Below are 15881 nucleotides of genomic sequence, written 5' to 3'. Positions count from 1 at the left end.
TTGACGGTCCGAAAACCCAAACGGAAGGTCACGGGCGGCGACGGGACTGGCCAAGGGCGGGCCCCGGAGGGGGGCCCGGGACCGAGATCAGGCCAGCGGTTCGAGGTTAAACGGAACCGGGGCCAACGGTTCGGGCCCTCGGCCCCCGGAGAGTCACATCAGCGGCGTCAGGAAGCGGCGCAGCGCCTCTTCGTAGGCCTTCGGGTCGGCGTTCCACATGGCCGAGTGCGGGGCGCCGCGAACGGTGTGGAGAGCGACCAGGTTCGGGTGGGCGTCGGCGAGGCGGCGGGAGTGCTCCCAGGGGGCCAGGGTGTCGTCGGGGCCGTGGAAGAGCAGGGTCGGAACGGTGAGCCGGGCGGTCTCGGCGGTGCGGTCGCGATCGAGTCCGGTGCGGCCCTGTGCGGCGCGCACGGCGAGCGGCAGCAGGGCGCCGGGGGTGCGGTGGGCCGCCGCGAGGGCACGCAGGGTCGTCGGCCAGTCGAGCACCGGGGAGTCCAGGATCAGCCCCGAGATCCGCCCGCGCAGACCGGAGTGCGCGGCGGCGCGCAGGGCCATGGCGGCGCCGGTGGACCAGCCGTGCAGGACGACGCGTCCGGCGCCGTGGCTCATGGCGTAGCGGACGGCCGCGTCCAGGTCGCGCCACTCGGTCTCGCCCAGGTGGTTCAGGCCGTCCGGGGAGCGGGGGGCGCCGCGGTCGCCGCGGTAGGCCGGGGCGAGGACCGGGAAGCGCTGGCGGTGCAGGAACTCCATGACGTTCATGGGGAGTTCGCGGGTGGTGCCGAGGCCGTGCACGGCGATGACCCAGGTGTCGCGCACGCCGGGGACGAACCAGGCGGGCAGGGAGCCGAGTTCGCCGGGGATGTCGACGTCGGTGTGGTCCAGGCCGAGGGCGTCGCGGGGGTTGCCGACGTGGAGGTTGGGGGTGAACCAGACCTTGTCGCGGCGTTCGAGGGTGCCGTGCGTGACGCGCTCCAGCCGGCGCACGACGGTGTCGGCGGAGTGCTCGGCGGAGTCGAGGACGGGGCCGACGACCGCGTGAGTGGCGTCGCCCGCGAGACCGTAGGTGCCGGGGCGCAGGGCCGCCAGGTGGCGGGTGAGGGTGACCTGGCCGGCCGCGGTGGCGTGCACCGTGAGGCGGGGCTCCGTGGGCAGGGGCCTGCCGGGTGCCGCCTTGAGCGCGGCGCCGCTGGCGAAGCGGCCGACGGCCACGGAGGCCGCGCCGGCGGCGAGGGCTACGGTGACGGCGGCGGCCGTCGCTCTGACAGTACGCACCTGTCCAGTGTCCCGGCGGTAGCGGTGACCGGCCAGCGGAAGGCGTGGGCGGGGTGATGTCCTGCGGTGGCGCTGTGGTGTGCTCACGCCCTCCCGGTTACCCCGTGGCGCCCGCGTCAGCGCTGCCCGTACCCCTTGAGCTTCTCCCCCACCTCGTCGAGCTGTTCGCGGGTCAGCAGGGTCGGCGACAGGCCGGGCACCGAGGACGCCGTCAGCCACAGGCGGCACATCCACTCCAGTTGGGCCGTGCGGTCGTAGGCCTGGTCGAGGGTGGCGCCGTGGGCCATCGTGCCGTGGTTCCGCAGGAGGCAGGCGGTGCGGTCGGCGAGTGCGCGGAGCATGTTCTCGGCCAACTCGTCGGTGCCGTAGGTCGCGTAGGGGGCGACTCGGACGGGTCCGCCGAGGGCGGCGGACATGTAATGGATCGTCGGGAGCTCGGAAACGAGGGTCGAGACGGCCGTCGCGTGCACGGCGTGGGTGTGGACGACGGCGCGGGCGTCGGTGGAGCGGTGGATCGCGAGGTGCATGGGCAGTTCGCTGGTCGGGACGAGGGTGCCGAGGACCTGGCGGCCGTCGAGTGCGACGCCGGTGATGTCGTCCGGCGTGAGGCGGTCGTACGGGACTCCGGAGGGGGTGACCAGGACGGTGTCGCCGACCCGCACCGAGACGTTGCCGGAGGTGCCGACGACCAGACCGTCGGCGACGGTGCGGCGGGCCGTCGCGACGAGCGCCTCCCAGGCGCCCGCCTCCTCCGGGAGCGCGGTCCTCCCCCGTCCCCGCGGCACCTCCTGTGCGCTCTCCCGGAGATCCCGTCCGTCACCCTGTTCCCGCCGCTGATCAGCCATGCCGCGATCCTGCCAAAGAGGCCGCCGGGCCGTCCCCGGACGCGGGCACTTTAGGGCGGAAGCCGCCCCTCCGAAAGAGGACATACAGCGACATATCAGCTGGTTGCCATGCTTGGCCGGAGATCAGCGGGCATTCACGGATCTTCCAGTAATCTCCCGGTGTTTTGTCGTGCACGTCGCCATTCCGGGGGAAACATGGCCCGTGATCGCACACCGTCCGGCCGCCGCCGCACCCGCGCGACCGCCCTGCTCGCGGCGGCGCTCACCGTCGCAGGAACCGCGCTCACCCAGTCACCGGCGTCCGCCGCGAGTCCGCCCAGGGGGCACGACGTCTCCTCGCACCAGAAGAACGTCGACTGGCCGAGCGCGAAGGCCAAGGGCGCCCGGTTCGTCTACATCAAGGCGACCGAGTCCACGAACTACGTCAACCCGTACTTCGCCCGGCAGTACGACGGCGCGCGCGCCGCCGGCATCGTCCGGGGGGCGTACCACTTCGCGCTGCCGGACAGGTCCTCGGGCAGGACGCAGGCGGCGTACCTCGTGCGCCACGGCGGCGCCTGGCGGCCGGACGGCTGGACCCTGCCGCCCGCGCTCGACATCGAATACAACCCCTACAGCGCCAGGCACCGGTGCTACGGGCTGAGCAAGGCCGGCATGACCGGCTGGATCCGCTCGTTCAGCGACGAGGTCAGGCGGCTCACCGGCCGCCGCCCGGTGATCTACACGACCGCCCACTGGTGGAACACGTGCACCGGCCGCAGCCGCGCCTTCGCCTCGAACCACGCACTGTGGGTCGCCCGGCACGGCTCGGCGGACGCGGGGGCGCTGCCCGCCGGGTGGTCGTCCTGGACCTTCTGGCAGTACGACAACGCGGGTGCCCTGCCGGGTGACCAGAACCTGTTCAACGGGTCGCGGGCCCAGCTGAGGAAGTTCACCTCGGGGAGCCAGTTCCCGACACCCTGATGCCCATCTCAGTTCATCTTCCGTTCACCCAGGTTATTTACGGTCAACCGTCCGATGACTTCGAACGATTGCCTGGGTAAATGGAAAACTTCTCGCTGATCCTCGCGATTGTGGTGGTAACCGCACTCGCGTTCGATTTCACGAACGGTTTCCACGACACCGCCAACGCGATGGCCACCACCATCTCGACCGGTGCACTCAAGCCCAAGGTCGCGGTGGCCATGTCCGCCGTGCTGAACCTTGTGGGCGCTTTCCTCTCGGTGGAGGTCGCCAACACGATCTCCAAGGGTCTCGTCGACGAGACCGGCATCCGTCCCGAGGTCATCTTCGCCGCCCTGGTCGGCGCGATCCTCTGGAACCTGCTGACGTGGCTGGTGGGCCTGCCCTCCAGTTCCTCGCACGCCCTCATGGGCGGTCTGATCGGCGCCACCGTCGCCTCGGCCGGCTTCGGTGCCGTCCACGGCGACGTGCTCGCGACCAAGGTTCTCCTGCCGGCGCTCGCCGCCCCGATCGTCGCCGGTCTCGCGGCGTTCCTCGCGGCGCGCTTCTCCTACACCCTGGACAAGAAGGCCGAGGGCAAGGCCGCCGCCAAGGGCTACCGCGCCGGGCAGGTCGCCTCGGCCGGCCTGGTCTCCCTGGCGCACGGCACGAACGACGCGCAGAAGACGATGGGCATCATCACCCTCGCCCTGGTCGCCGGCGGCGTCGTCGCCCCCGACTCCGACCCGCCCACCTGGGTCATCCTCTCCGCCGGTCTCGCCATCGCGCTCGGCACCTACATCGGCGGCTGGCGCATCATCCGCACGATGGGCAAGGGCCTGACCGAGCTGCAGCCGCAGCAGGGCTTCGCCGCCCAGACCAGCGCGGCCACGGCGATCCTGGCCTCCTCGCACCTCGGCTTCTCCCTGTCCACCACGCACGTCGTCTCCGGCTCGGTGATGGGCGCGGGCCTGGGCCGCAAGGGCGGTGTGGTGCGCTGGTCGACCGCGACCCGCATGCTGGTCGCCTGGGTCCTCACCCTCCCCGCCGCCGCGCTCGTCGGCGCGGGCGCCGAGTCCGTGACGGACCTCGGGGACTGGGGCACCGCCGTCGTCGCCGTCTTCCTGGTCGCCGCGAGCGCCGCGATCTGGAAGCTCTCGCGCCGCGAGGTCGTCGACGCGTCCAACGTCAACGAGACCGAGGAACCGCCCGGCGTGGTGACCACCGCCATCGCCGCCGTGACCCCGCCGCCCGCGGGCACCGTGAGCGAGGAGCTGACGGCCACCATCTCGGCGCCGGCCACGACCACCACCACGACCGCGGAGCCGGCGGCCCCGCCGGCCGCCGTCTGAGTCCCGAGCATCCGGTAACGAAGGAATCAGCAGCATGAAGATCGACTGGGCAGCTCTGGGCTCCGTCTTCGGCGTCAGCCTCGCGGTCACCGTGGGTCTCGTCGCCCTGTTCACCCTCGGCGTGATGGGCCTGTCCCGCCGCGAACGGGCCGTGGCCGAGGGCAACTCGGCGACGCTCGCGGCGACCGGAGCCTACGTGGCCTTCGCGGGCTGCGCGGCGGCGGTCGCGTACGGAATCTCACTGATCATGAACAAGGCCTGAGCCTCGAACGCACCTGTGATGCCGGGACGGAGATCCGTCCCGGCATCACGCGTTCCGGTGACCCCGGCGACCCCCTGCGTGTGGGCCTCAGCACACTCCCGCGCCGCAGGTCAACGGCAAGTTGACTGCCGTTCGGGGGCGTGGTGGACTGCCGGGGCCATGTACGGCGGCAAGGGAGGAAGCCGGTGTGATTCCGGCGCGGTCCCGCCACTGTCACCGGGGTAGGTAGCCCCGGGAGCCAGGAACTCCCACCGCCGGTCTCGTCGAACCAGGGCGCGGACACCCTGAGTGAGGACATATCGCCATGCGCGGCTGCCTGTTGAGGTTCACCACCCCGGCCCTGCCCGACCCCTCGGCGGGCTGAGCCGGTGCGGGCCGATCGCGTCTTCGCGTACGGCGCCGCCGCCGGACTCCTCGGTGACCAGCTCCTCGGTGATCCCCGCCGCGGGCATCCGGTCGCCGTGTTCGGGCGTGCCGCCGGCGCCGTCGAGAGAGTTCTGTGGCGCGACCACCGCGGGTGGGGCGCGCTGCACACCGCCGTGTGCGTGGGCGGTGCCGTGGCCCTCGGTGCCGCGGCACAGTCGCTCGTCCGTCCCTCCCGTGCCGCCTCCGTCGCACTGACGGCCGCCGCCACCTGGGCCGTGGTCGGCGGTACTTCGCTCGCACGGGAGGCCCGCACCGTCGGGCGGGCGCTGGAGGCGGGGGACGTCGAGGCCGCCCGGGCGCGGCTGCCGCATCTGTGCGGGCGGGATCCGCAGGCGCTGGACGCCGACGGGATCGCGCGGGCCGTGGTGGAGTCGGTCGCCGAGAACACCTCCGACGCGGTGGTCGGGGCGCTGGTGTGGGGGGCCGTCGGCGGGGTGCCGGGGCTGCTCGGCTTCCGGGCCGTCAACACGCTGGACGCCATGGTCGGGCACAGGTCGGCCCGGTACCGGCGCTACGGGTGGGCCTCGGCGCGGCTGGACGACGTGGCCGGCTGGCCGGGGGCCAGGCTGACGGCCGGGCTCGCGACGGTCGCCGGGGGCGATCCGGCGGGGGCGGTACGGGCCTGGCGCGCCGACGCCGGCCGGCACCCGAGCCCCAACGCCGGGCCCGTGGAGGCCTCGTTCGCGGGCGCGCTCGGGGTGCGCCTGGGCGGGACCTTGTCGTACGGAGGGCGGGTCGAGCACCGGCCCGTGCTGAACAGGGAGGGGCGGCCTGTGCGGGTCGGGGACATCGAGCGGGCGGTGCGGCTGTCACGGCGCGTGGGGTTGCTCGCGCTGGGCGTGAGCGCCGGCGCGCGCGCCCTGCTGAAGGGGCGTTCGTCATGAGCGGCGGAGGACTGCTCGTCGCCGGGACCACCTCCGACGCGGGCAAGAGCGTCGTCACCGCGGGGATCTGCCGCTGGCTGGTGCGACAGGGCGTCAAGGTCGCGCCGTTCAAGGCGCAGAACATGTCCCTCAACTCGTTCGTGACGCGCGAGGGCGCCGAGATCGGGCGGGCGCAGGCCATGCAGGCCCAGGCGTGCCGGATCGAGCCGACCGCGCAGATGAACCCCGTGCTGCTGAAGCCGGGAGGCGAGCAGAGCAGTCAGGTCGTGCTGTTGGGCCGGCCGGTGGGCGAGTTGAGCGCGCGGGGCTATCACGGCGGCCGGCAGCAGAAGCTGCTGGGGACCGTTCTCGACTGTCTCGCCGAACTGCGGGGCACGTATGACGCGGTGATCTGCGAGGGGGCGGGCAGTCCGGCCGAGATCAACCTCAGGCGCACGGACATCGTGAACATGGGCATCGCCCGCAACGCCGGGCTGCCCGTGCTCGTGGTCGGGGACATCGACCGCGGGGGCGTCTTCGCCTCCTTCTTCGGGACCGTCGCGCTCCTCTCCCCCGAGGACCAGGCGCTCGTCGCCGGGTTCCTGGTCAACAAGTTCCGCGGGGACGTCGGCCTGCTGGAGCCGGGACTGGACATGCTGCACGGGCTCACCGGGCGGCGCACGTACGGCGTCCTGCCCTTCCGACACGGCCTCGGCATCGACGAGGAGGACGGGCTCCGGGTCTCCCTGCGCGGAACCGTGCGGGAGTCGAACACCGCCCCGCCGGTGGGCGAGGACGTCCTGCGGGTCGCGGTCTGCGCGGTCCCGCTGATGTCCAACTTCACGGACGTCGACGCGCTGGCCGCCGAACCGGGGGTCGTCGTGCGGTTCGTGGACCGGCCCGAGGAGCTGGCGGACGCGGACCTGGTCGTGATCCCGGGGACCCGCGGGACCGTACGGGCCCTGGAGTGGCTGCGCGAGCGGGGACTCGCCGACGCGCTGCGCCGCAGGGCCGCCGAACAGCGCCCGATCCTCGGTGTCTGCGGCGGCTTCCAGATCCTCGGCGAGCACATCGAGGACGAGGTGGAGAGCCGGCGCGGGCACGTGGAGGGCCTCGGTGTCCTGCCCGTGCGGGTGCGGTTCGCCCGCGAGAAGACCCTCACCCGGCCGGTGGGCGAGGCCCTCGGCGAGCGGGTCGAGGGGTACGAGATCCATCACGGGGTCGCCTCCGTCGAAGGCGGGGAGACCTTCCTGGACGGCTGCCGGGTCGGCCAGACCTGGGGCACGCACTGGCACGGTTCGCTGGAGTCGGACGGTTTCCGGCGCGCCTTTCTGCGCGAGGTGGCGGCCGCCGCGGGCCGCCGTTTCGTGCCGGCGGGCGACACCTCGTTCGCCGCGCTGCGCGAGGAGCAGCTCGACCGGCTCGGCGACCTGATCGAACAGCACGCGGACACGGACGCGCTGTGGCGGCTCATCGAGTCGGGCGCGCCGCAAGGACTGCCTTTCATTCCACCGGGAGCGCCCGCATGAGCACTGTGTTGTTGTTGTCGACCGCCGACACGGACCTGTTGGCGGCGCGGGCCGCGACCGGCGCCGACTACCGGATCGGCAACCCGATGCGGGTGGACGTGCCGGAGGAACTGCCCGCACTCCTCGACGGCGCCGACCTCGCCGTCGTACGGCTGCTCGGCGGCAAACGGGCGTGGGAGGACGGGCTGGCCGCGCTGAAGGCGTCCGGCGTTCCGACCGTGCTGCTCGGCGGAGAGGCCGTGCCGGACGCGGAGCTGATGGCCGAGTCGTCCGTGCCTGCGGGTGTGGTCGCCGAGGCGCTGAAGTACCTCGTCGAGGGCGGCCCCGCCAACCTGACCGAGCTGGCGCGGTTCCTGTCCGACACCGTGCTGCTGACGGGCGAGGGCTTCGTCGAGCCGCAGAAGATGCCGGGGTACGGGGTCCACGGCTCGTACGAAAGGGCTGACGGCCGCCCGACCGTGGGCGTGCTGTTCTACCGGGCCCATGAACTCAGCGGCAACACCGCCTTCGTGGACACCCTGTGCCAGGCGATCGAGGCGCGCGGCGCCAACGCCCTTCCCGTGTACTGCGGTTCGCTGCGCGACGCGGAGCCCGGGCTGTACGAGATCCTCGGCGGGGCCGACGCGCTCGTGGCCACCGTCCTCGCCGCCGGCGGCACGCACGCCTCGCAGGCCTCGGCGGGCGGCGACGAGGAGGCCTGGGACATCGGGGCGCTCGCCGACCTCGACGTGCCGGTGCTGCAGGGACTCTGCCTCACGTCGTCCAGGGCGGCCTGGGACGAGTCCGACGCCGCCCTCTCCCCCATGGACGCGGCGATGCAGGTCGCGATCCCGGAGTTCGACGGGCGGCTGATCACGGTGCCCTTCTCCTTCAAGGAGCAGGGTCCCGACGACGTCCCGGTGTACGTCGCCGACCCCGAGCGGGCCGCGCGGGTGGCCGGGATCGCCGTGCGGCACGCCCGGCTGAAGCACAAGCCGAACGCCGACAAGAAGCTGGCGCTGGTCTTCACGGCGTATCCGACGAAGCACTCCCGAGTCGGCAACGCGGTGGGACTGGACACGCCGGCGTCGGCGGTGCGGGTGCTGGACGCACTGCGGGAGGCCGGGTACTCGCTCACCGAATACCCTTCCGGCGGCGACGAGTTGATCCACCGGCTGATCGAGGCCGGCGGGCACGACGTCGAGTGGCTGACCGAGGACCAGCTGGCGTCCGCGCCCGCGCGCGTGCCGCTCGCCGACTACCGGGCGTGGTTCGACAAGCTCGACCCGGAGCTGCGGGACGGGATGCTGGAGGCGTGGGGCGAGCCGCCGGGCAACCTGTACGTCGACGGGGACGACATCGTCCTCGCCTCCCTGCAGTTCGGGAACGTCGTCGTGATGATCCAGCCGCCGCGCGGCTTCGGCGAGAACCCGATCGCGATCTACCACGACCCCGACATGCCGCCGTCGCACCACTACATGGCCGCCTACCGGTGGCTGGAGAACTCCTTCGGCGCCGACGCCGTCGTCCACATGGGCAAGCACGGCACGATGGAGTGGCTGCCGGGCAAGGGACTCGGCCTGAGCGGCGGTTGCGCTCCGGACGCCGTCCTCGGTGAACTCCCGCTGATCTACCCCTTCATCGTCAACGACCCCGGCGAGGGCACCCAGGCCAAGCGGCGCGGGCACGCCACGGTCGTCGACCACCTCGTGCCGCCGATGGCCCGCGCGGACACCTACGGCGACCTGGCGAAGCTGGAGCAGCTGCTCGACGAGTACGCGCTCGTCTCCGACCTCGACCCGACCAAGGCGCCCGCGGTCCGCGCGCAGATCTGGACCCTGGTCAAGGCTGCCGAGCTCCACCACGACCTGCACGTGGACGAGCAGCCGGACGACGAGGCGTTCGACGAGTTCGTCATGCACATCGACGGCTATCTGTGCGAGATCAAGGACGTGCAGATCAGAGACGGTCTGCACATCCTCGGCGGCGGTCCGGTCGGTGAACCGCGGGTCAATCTCGTGCTCGCCGTGCTGCGCGCCTCGCAGGTGTGGGGCGGGCAGGCCAACGCGCTGCCGGGGCTCAGGGCCTGTCTCGCCGCTCGTTTCGGGCTGGTGGAGAAGGAGTTGCTGGCCGAGCCCGGTGCGCCGGTGAAGGTGCCGGTGGAGCTGACGGATCTCGTGGAGGGGCCCTCCCGTACGGCCGCCGACGCGATCGACCTGCTGGAGCAGCTGTGCCGGCGGATCGCGGAGGGGATGGAGGAGCGGGGGTGGGCCGCCGCCGAGAGCGGTGCCCTGGTGCGTGACGTCCTCGGTGAGGAACTCCCGGAGGCGGTGGCCGTGTTGGAGTTCGCCTGCACCGAGGTGGTCCCGCGGCTCGCCCGCACCACCGACGAGATCGGTCACATCCTCAAGGCGCTCGACGGCGGTTACGTCCCGGCGGGCCCCTCCGGCTCGCCGACCCGCGGTCTCGTCAACGTGCTGCCGACCGGCCGCAACTTCTACTCCGTCGACCCCAAGGCCATTCCGTCGCGGCTCAGTTGGGAGGTCGGGCAGTCGCTCGCCGACTCGCTCGTCCAGCGCTATCTGCAGGACACCGGTGAGTACCCGAAGTCCGTCGGGCTGACGGTGTGGGGCACGTCCGCGATGCGCACCCAGGGCGACGACATCGCCGAGATCCTGGCGCTGCTGGGCTGCCGGCCGGTGTGGGACGACGCCTCGCGCCGGGTGACGGGCTTCGAGGTGGTGCCCCTCGCCGAACTCGGCAGGCCGCGCGTCGACGTCACGGTCCGCATCTCCGGGTTCTTCCGGGACGCCTTCCCGCACGTGGTCGGGCTGATCGACGACGCCGTGCGCACGGTCGCGGAGCTGGACGAGCCCGCCGAGCGCAACTTCGTGAAGGCGCACGCCGACGAGGACACCGCCGGACACGGCGACCGGCGCCGGGCCACCGCCCGTATCTTCGGTTCCAAGCCGGGCGCGTACGGCGCCGGTCTGCTGCCGCTGATCGACGCCCGCAACTGGCGTTCCGACGCCGACCTCGCCGAGGTGTACGCGGTGTGGGGCGGTTACGCCTACGGGCGCGGGCTCGACGGGCGGGCGGCGCGCGGGGACATGGAGACGGCGTTCCGGCGGATCAACGTCGCCGCCAAGAACGTCGACACCCGCGAGCACGACCTCGTCGACGCCGACGACTACTTCCAGTACCACGGCGGCATGGTCGCCATGGTGCGGCATCTGACCGGCGAGAGCCCCGAGGCGTACGTCGGCGACTCCGCCACCCCCGACCAGATCAAGACGCGCACGCTCGGCGAGGAGACCCACCGGGTCTTCCGTGCCCGCGTGGTCAACCCGCGCTGGATGGCGGCCATGCGCCGGCACGGCTACAAGGGCGCCTTCGAGATGGCGGCGACCGTGGACTACCTGTTCGGGTACGACGCCACGGCCGGGGTCGTGGACGACTGGATGTACGAGAAGCTCAGCGCCGAGTACGTCTTCGCCCCGGAGAACCGGGAGTTCATGAAGCAGTCCAACCCGTGGGCGCTGCGCGGCATCACCGAACGGCTGCTGGAGGCGGCCGAGCGCGGCCTGTGGGCCGAGCCGGACGCCGAGACGCTGGAGCGGCTGCGCGCGACCTATCTGGAGCTGGAAGGCGACTTGGAGGGCGACCAGTGACCACCCCCTTCCCCTTTACCGCGGTCGTCGGCCAGGACGACCTGCGCCTGGCGCTGCTGCTGAACGCCGTCTCCCCGGCGGTCGGCGGTGTGCTGGTGCGCGGCGAGAAGGGCACCGCCAAGTCGACGGCCGTGCGGGCCCTTTCGGCGCTGCTGCCGGAGGTGGCCGTCGTGCCCGGCTGCCGTTTCTCCTGCGACCCGGCGGCACCGGACCCGTCCTGCCCGGACGGACCGCACGAGCCCGGACCGGGGGCCCGGCGCCCGGCCCGCATGGTGGAGCTGCCGGTCGGCGCCTCCGAGGACCGTCTCGTCGGCGCCCTCGACATCGAACGGGCGCTCGCGGAGGGCGTGAAGGCCTTCGAGCCCGGCCTCCTCGCCGAAGCCCACCGCGGGATCCTCTACGTCGACGAGGTCAACCTGCTCCACGACCACCTCGTCGACCTGCTGCTGGACGCGGCCGCGATGGGCGCGTCGTACGTGGAGCGCGAGGGTGTGTCCGTGCGGCACGCCGCCCGCTTCCTCCTCGTGGGCACCATGAACCCCGAAGAGGGCGAACTGCGGCCGCAGTTGCTCGACCGCTTCGGGCTGACCGTCGAGGTCGCGGCCTCGCGGGAGCCGGACCAGCGGGTGGAGGTCGTCCGGCGCAGGCTCGCCTACGACGACGACCCGGCCGGTTTCGCGGCGCGTTGGGCGGACGAGGAGACCTCCGTACGTCAACGGATCGTTGCGGCACGGGAGTTGCTGCCGTCGGTGCGGCTGGGCGACGGGGCGCTCAGGCAGATCGCGGCGACCTGTGCAGCCTTCGAGGTGGACGGCATGCGGGCCGACATCGTGATGGCGCGCACCGCGACCGCGCTGGCCGCGTGGGCCGGGCGGACGGACGTGCTCGCCGAGGACGTCCGGCAGGCGGCGCTGCTGGCGCTGCCGCACCGCAGGCGGCGCAACCCCTTCGACGCGCCCGGCCTGGACGAGGACAAGCTCGACCAGACGCTGGAGGAGTTCGGCGAGGGCGACGACGATCCCGACCCGGACGGCGGCGGACCGGGCGGGGGCGGCGGGCAGCCGTCACCGGACGACGGACCGCAGGACGGCGAGACCGGCGCGCGCCCCGAGGCCGGAGAGGCCGAGGGCGCACCGCAGGCCTCCGGCGGCGGCGAGCAGTCCGCGGTACGGGCCGCCGAACCCTTCCGCACCAAGGTGCTGAGCGTGCCCGGGATCGGTGAGGGTGCCGCGGGACGGCGGTCGCGGGCGCGGACCGAGCACGGGCGCACGACCGGGGCCCGGCGGCCCCGGGGGACGCTCACCAAGCTGCACCTGGCGGCGACCGTGCAGGCCGCGGCACCTCATCAGCGGGCGCGAGGGCGGTCGGGGCCCGGGCTCGTGGTCCGGCGGGACGATCTGCGGCAGGCGACGCGGGAGGGGCGCGAGGGCAACCTGGTGCTGTTCGTGGTCGACGCCTCCGGGTCGATGGCGGCGCGGCAGCGCATGAGCGCCGTGAAGGGCGCCGTGCTGTCGCTGCTGCTGGACGCCTACCAGCGGCGGGACAAGGTGGGGCTGGTGACGTTCCGCGGGTCGGCCGCGGAGGTGGCGCTGCCGCCGACCTCGTCCGTGGACGCGGCGGCGGCCCGGCTGGAGTCGCTGCCGACGGGCGGGCGGACCCCGCTCGCCGCCGGGCTGCTCAAGGCCCATGACGTGCTGCGGGTGGAGCGGCTGCGGGATCCCGCGCGGCGGCCGCTGGTGGTCGTGGTCACGGACGGGCGCGCCACGGGCGGCCCCGAGCCGGTCGCCCTCGCCGGGCGCGCCGCGCGGCTCTTCGCCGCCGACGGGGTGGCCTGCGTGGTCGTCGACTGCGAGTCCGGGCCGGTGCGGCTGGGGCTGGCCGGGCAGCTCGCCGGTGAGCTGGGCGGGACGGCGGTGACGCTCGACGAACTGCGGGCGGACAGCATCGCCGGGCTGGTGAAGGACGTACAGAGGAGGGCCGCGTAATGCCGCAGGGACAGCCGAGTGTGGTGCCGGACGACGGGCTGACGACGCGTCAGCGCCGTAACCGGCCGCTGGTCGTCGTGCACACGGGGATCGGCAAGGGCAAGTCGACCGCCGCGTTCGGGCTCGCGCTGCGCGCCTGGAACCAGGGGTGGCCGATCGGGGTGTTCCAGTTCGTGAAGTCGGCCAAGTGGAAGGTCGGCGAGGAGAACGCGCTGCGGGTGCTCGGCGCCAGCGGTGAGGGCGGGTCCGTCGACTGGCACAAGATGGGCGAGGGCTGGTCCTGGGTCCAGCGGGACGCCCAGATGGACAACGAGGAGAAGGCCCGCGAGGGCTGGGAGCAGGTCAAGCGGGACCTGGCCGCCGAGACGTACCGGCTGTACGTGCTGGACGAGTTCGCCTACCCCATGCACTGGGGGTGGGTCGACACCGACGAGGTGATCGAGGTGCTGCGGGAGCGGCCCGGGACCCAGCATGTCGTGATCACCGGACGGAACGCGCCGGAGAAGCTCGTCGACCTCGCCGACCTGGTGACGGACATGTCGAAGGTCAAGCACCCGATGGACGCGGGCCAGAAGGGCCAGAGGGGCATCGAGTGGTGACAGGTTCCGTTCCACGGCTGGTCGTCGCGGCGCCTTCCTCGGGCAGCGGCAAGACCACCGTCGCCACGGGGTTGATGGCCGCGTTCGCCGCGCGGGGGCTCGCCGTGTCCCCGCACAAGGTCGGGCCGGACTACATCGACCCCGGGTACCACGCGCTCGCGACCGGGCGGGTGGGACGGAACCTCGACGCGTACCTGTGCGGGCCGGAGCTGGTCGGGCCGCTGTTCGCGCACGGCGCCCGCGGGTGCGACCTCGCGGTCGTCGAGGGTGTCATGGGGATGTACGACGGGGCTGCGGGCGAGGGCGAGCTGGCGTCCACGGCGCATGTCGCCAAGCTGCTGCGGGCGCCTGTGGTGCTGGTGGTCGACGCGTCGTCGCAGTCGCGGTCGGTGGCGGCGCTGGTGCACGGGTTCGCGTCGTGGGACCCGGAGGTCCGGGTCGGGGGCGTGATCCTCAACAAGGTGGCCTCCGACCGGCACCAGGCGCTGCTGCGGGAGGCGCTGGACGCGGCCGGGGTGCCGGTGCTGGGGGTGCTGCGGCGGGCCGCGCCGGTGGAAACGCCGTCACGGCACCTGGGGCTGGTGCCGGTCGCGGAGCGGGGCGCTGCCGCGGTGGAGGCCGTGGAGGCGATGCGGGCGCAGGTCGAGCGAGGCTGTGACCTGGAGGCGCTGTTGGCGCTGGCGCGGAGTGCGGGGGCGTTGTCGTGTGCGGCGTGGGACGCGGCTGAGGTTGTGGGGGCTGCGCGCCCAGAAGCCCTTCGGCCCCCAGAACCCCTTCGGTCCGAAGGGCCTCGTCCTCAAACGCCGGACGGGCTGAGGGTTGCCGTGGCCGGCGGCAGCGCGTTCACGTTCTCCTACGCCGAGCACACCGAGCTGCTCACCGCGGCCGGTGCCGAGGTCGTCGTCTTCGATCCTCTGCGCGACGAGCAACTGCCGGTCGGGACGGCAGGGTTGGTGATCGGTGGCGGGTTTCCCGAGGTGTACGCCGCCGAGCTGTCCGCCAACGAACCGTTGCGGAAGGCCGTCGCCGACCTCGCCGGGAGCGGGGCGCCCGTCGCCGCCGAGTGTGCCGGGCTGCTGTATCTGTGCCGGGAGCTGGACGGGCTGCCCATGTGCGGGGTGCTGGACGCGACCGCGCGGATGAGCGAGCGGCTGACTCTCGGGTACCGCGACGCCGTCGCCGTCGGCGACAGCGCGCTGGCCGTCGCCGGGACGCGGATGCGGGGGCACGAGTTCCACCGGACCGTCGTGGACCCGGGCGCGGGGACGGCTCCGGCGTGGGGGGTGCGCGGCCCCGAGCGGCGCGTCGAAGGTTTCGTACAACAAGGTGTGCACGCGAGCTATCTGCACACGCACTGGGCGTCGCTGCCCGGTGTCGCCCGTCGGTTCGTGGAGAGGTGCCGGACGTCATGAGCAGCAGGCTGACCGGAGTGGGAGTGGGGCCCGGCGACCCCGAGCTGGTGACCGTCAAGGGCGTCAACGCGCTGCGGGCCGCCGGTGTGGTCGTCGTGCCCGTCATGGACACCGGGGAGCGCGGACGCGCCGAGGCGACCGTGCTGCACTACGTGCCCGAGGAGAAGGTCGTACGGGTCGTGTTCGCGCTCAACGAGCGCAGTGACCGGGGACGGCGGGAGGCCGCCTGGGACGCGGCCGGGGAGCGGGTCGCCGGGCTGCTGCGGGAGCACGGGAGCGTCGCCTTCGCCACCATCGGCGACCCCAACGTGTACTCCACCTTCACCTACCTCGCGCAGACCGTCGCCGCGCTGGTCGCGGGGACGGTGGTGGAGACCGTGCCCGGCATCACCGCCATGCAGGACCTCGCGGCGCGGTCGGGGGCCGTGCTGACCGAGGGCACCGAGCCGCTGACACTGGTCCCCGTCACCGCGGGGGCGGCCGTCCTCAAGGACGCCCTGAACGGGCCCGGCACCGTCGTCGCCTACAAGTTCGGCCGGCACGCGGCCGAGGTCGCCGAGGCGCTGCGGGAGACCGGGCGGCTCGAGGGCGCGGTGTGGGGGGCGGCGCTCGGGCTGGAGAGCGAGTCGATCCGGGCGGCAGCCGACCTCGACGGGGCGCCGCTGCCGTACCTGTCGACACTCATCGCGCCCGCCCGGCGCGAGGGCGGGCGGGGCGGCAAGCTGTGAGACCGCGCGAGGTGCC

12 protein-coding genes and 1 riboswitch are annotated in these 15881 nt (G+C 73.2%); of the genes, 10 read left to right on the top strand and 2 right to left on the bottom strand.

What is annotated here, in order from left to right:
- Window positions 1–153 precede the first annotated feature (153 nt).
- The gene (locus tag ACQF4J_RS34875) at window positions 154–1272 is read right to left on the bottom strand and encodes an alpha/beta hydrolase (protein WP_351569677.1); all 1119 of its coding nucleotides are present in this window, start codon (window positions 1270–1272) and stop codon (window positions 154–156) included.
- A 116-nt stretch (window positions 1273–1388) separates the two neighbouring features.
- Window positions 1389–2117: a class II aldolase/adducin family protein gene (locus ACQF4J_RS34870; protein ID WP_351569675.1), complete on the bottom strand. Its 729-nt coding sequence runs from the start codon at window positions 2115–2117 to the stop codon at window positions 1389–1391.
- A gap of 195 nt (window positions 2118–2312) precedes the next feature.
- On the opposite strand from ACQF4J_RS34870, the gene ACQF4J_RS34865 reads away from it, so the two are divergent.
- The 10 genes from ACQF4J_RS34865 (at window position 2313) to cobI (ending at window position 15865) form a co-directional block, all read left to right on the top strand.
- A complete protein-coding gene (locus ACQF4J_RS34865) occupies window positions 2313–3080 on the top strand; it encodes a lysozyme (RefSeq protein ID WP_427167611.1) in 768 nt (255 codons plus the stop codon).
- A gap of 80 nt (window positions 3081–3160) precedes the next feature.
- A complete protein-coding gene (locus tag ACQF4J_RS34860) occupies window positions 3161–4411 on the top strand; it encodes an inorganic phosphate transporter (protein WP_351569669.1) in 1251 nt (416 codons plus the stop codon).
- Between the two features lie 34 nt (window positions 4412–4445).
- Window positions 4446–4673 (top strand): hypothetical protein, encoded by a 228-nt coding sequence (locus ACQF4J_RS34855; RefSeq protein WP_351569666.1) that lies wholly within the window; start codon window positions 4446–4448, stop codon window positions 4671–4673.
- A 127-nt stretch (window positions 4674–4800) separates the two neighbouring features.
- Window positions 4801–4940, top strand: a riboswitch (cobalamin riboswitch).
- A 101-nt stretch (window positions 4941–5041) separates the two neighbouring features.
- Entirely contained in the window at window positions 5042–5983 is a 942-nt protein-coding gene (locus ACQF4J_RS34850; protein WP_427167610.1) for a cobalamin biosynthesis protein, read from the top strand.
- Window positions 5980–7491 carry a cobyric acid synthase gene (locus ACQF4J_RS34845; RefSeq protein ID WP_351569661.1) on the top strand — a complete coding sequence of 504 codons (1512 nt, stop codon included), beginning with the start codon at window positions 5980–5982 and terminating at the stop codon, window positions 7489–7491. The genes ACQF4J_RS34850 and ACQF4J_RS34845 overlap by 4 nt, the downstream gene beginning before the upstream one ends.
- Window positions 7488–11141: a cobaltochelatase subunit CobN gene (gene cobN / locus ACQF4J_RS34840; RefSeq protein WP_427167609.1), complete on the top strand. Its 3654-nt coding sequence runs from the start codon at window positions 7488–7490 to the stop codon at window positions 11139–11141. The genes ACQF4J_RS34845 and cobN overlap by 4 nt, the downstream gene beginning before the upstream one ends.
- Entirely contained in the window at window positions 11138–13126 is a 1989-nt protein-coding gene (locus tag ACQF4J_RS34835; RefSeq protein WP_427167608.1) for a putative cobaltochelatase, read from the top strand. The genes cobN and ACQF4J_RS34835 overlap by 4 nt, the downstream gene beginning before the upstream one ends.
- A complete protein-coding gene (gene cobO / locus ACQF4J_RS34830) occupies window positions 13126–13725 on the top strand; it encodes a cob(I)yrinic acid a,c-diamide adenosyltransferase (protein ID WP_351569654.1) in 600 nt (199 codons plus the stop codon). Before ACQF4J_RS34835 ends, cobO begins: the two co-directional genes overlap by 1 nt.
- Window positions 13722–15137, top strand: a complete 1416-nt coding sequence (locus ACQF4J_RS34825; protein ID WP_427167607.1) for a cobyrinate a,c-diamide synthase — start codon at window positions 13722–13724, stop codon at window positions 15135–15137. The genes cobO and ACQF4J_RS34825 overlap by 4 nt, the downstream gene beginning before the upstream one ends.
- Window positions 15134–15865: a precorrin-2 C(20)-methyltransferase gene (gene cobI / locus ACQF4J_RS34820; protein ID WP_427167606.1), complete on the top strand. Its 732-nt coding sequence runs from the start codon at window positions 15134–15136 to the stop codon at window positions 15863–15865. The genes ACQF4J_RS34825 and cobI overlap by 4 nt, the downstream gene beginning before the upstream one ends.
- The last annotated feature ends 16 nt before the right edge of the window (window positions 15866–15881 follow it).

This window comes from Streptomyces sp. C1-1, assembly GCF_050214755.1.
Taxonomy (GTDB): domain Bacteria; phylum Actinomycetota; class Actinomycetes; order Streptomycetales; family Streptomycetaceae; genus Streptomyces.
Note: the sequence above shows the minus strand (reverse complement) of the source record. Positions and strands in the feature narration are given on the sequence as shown.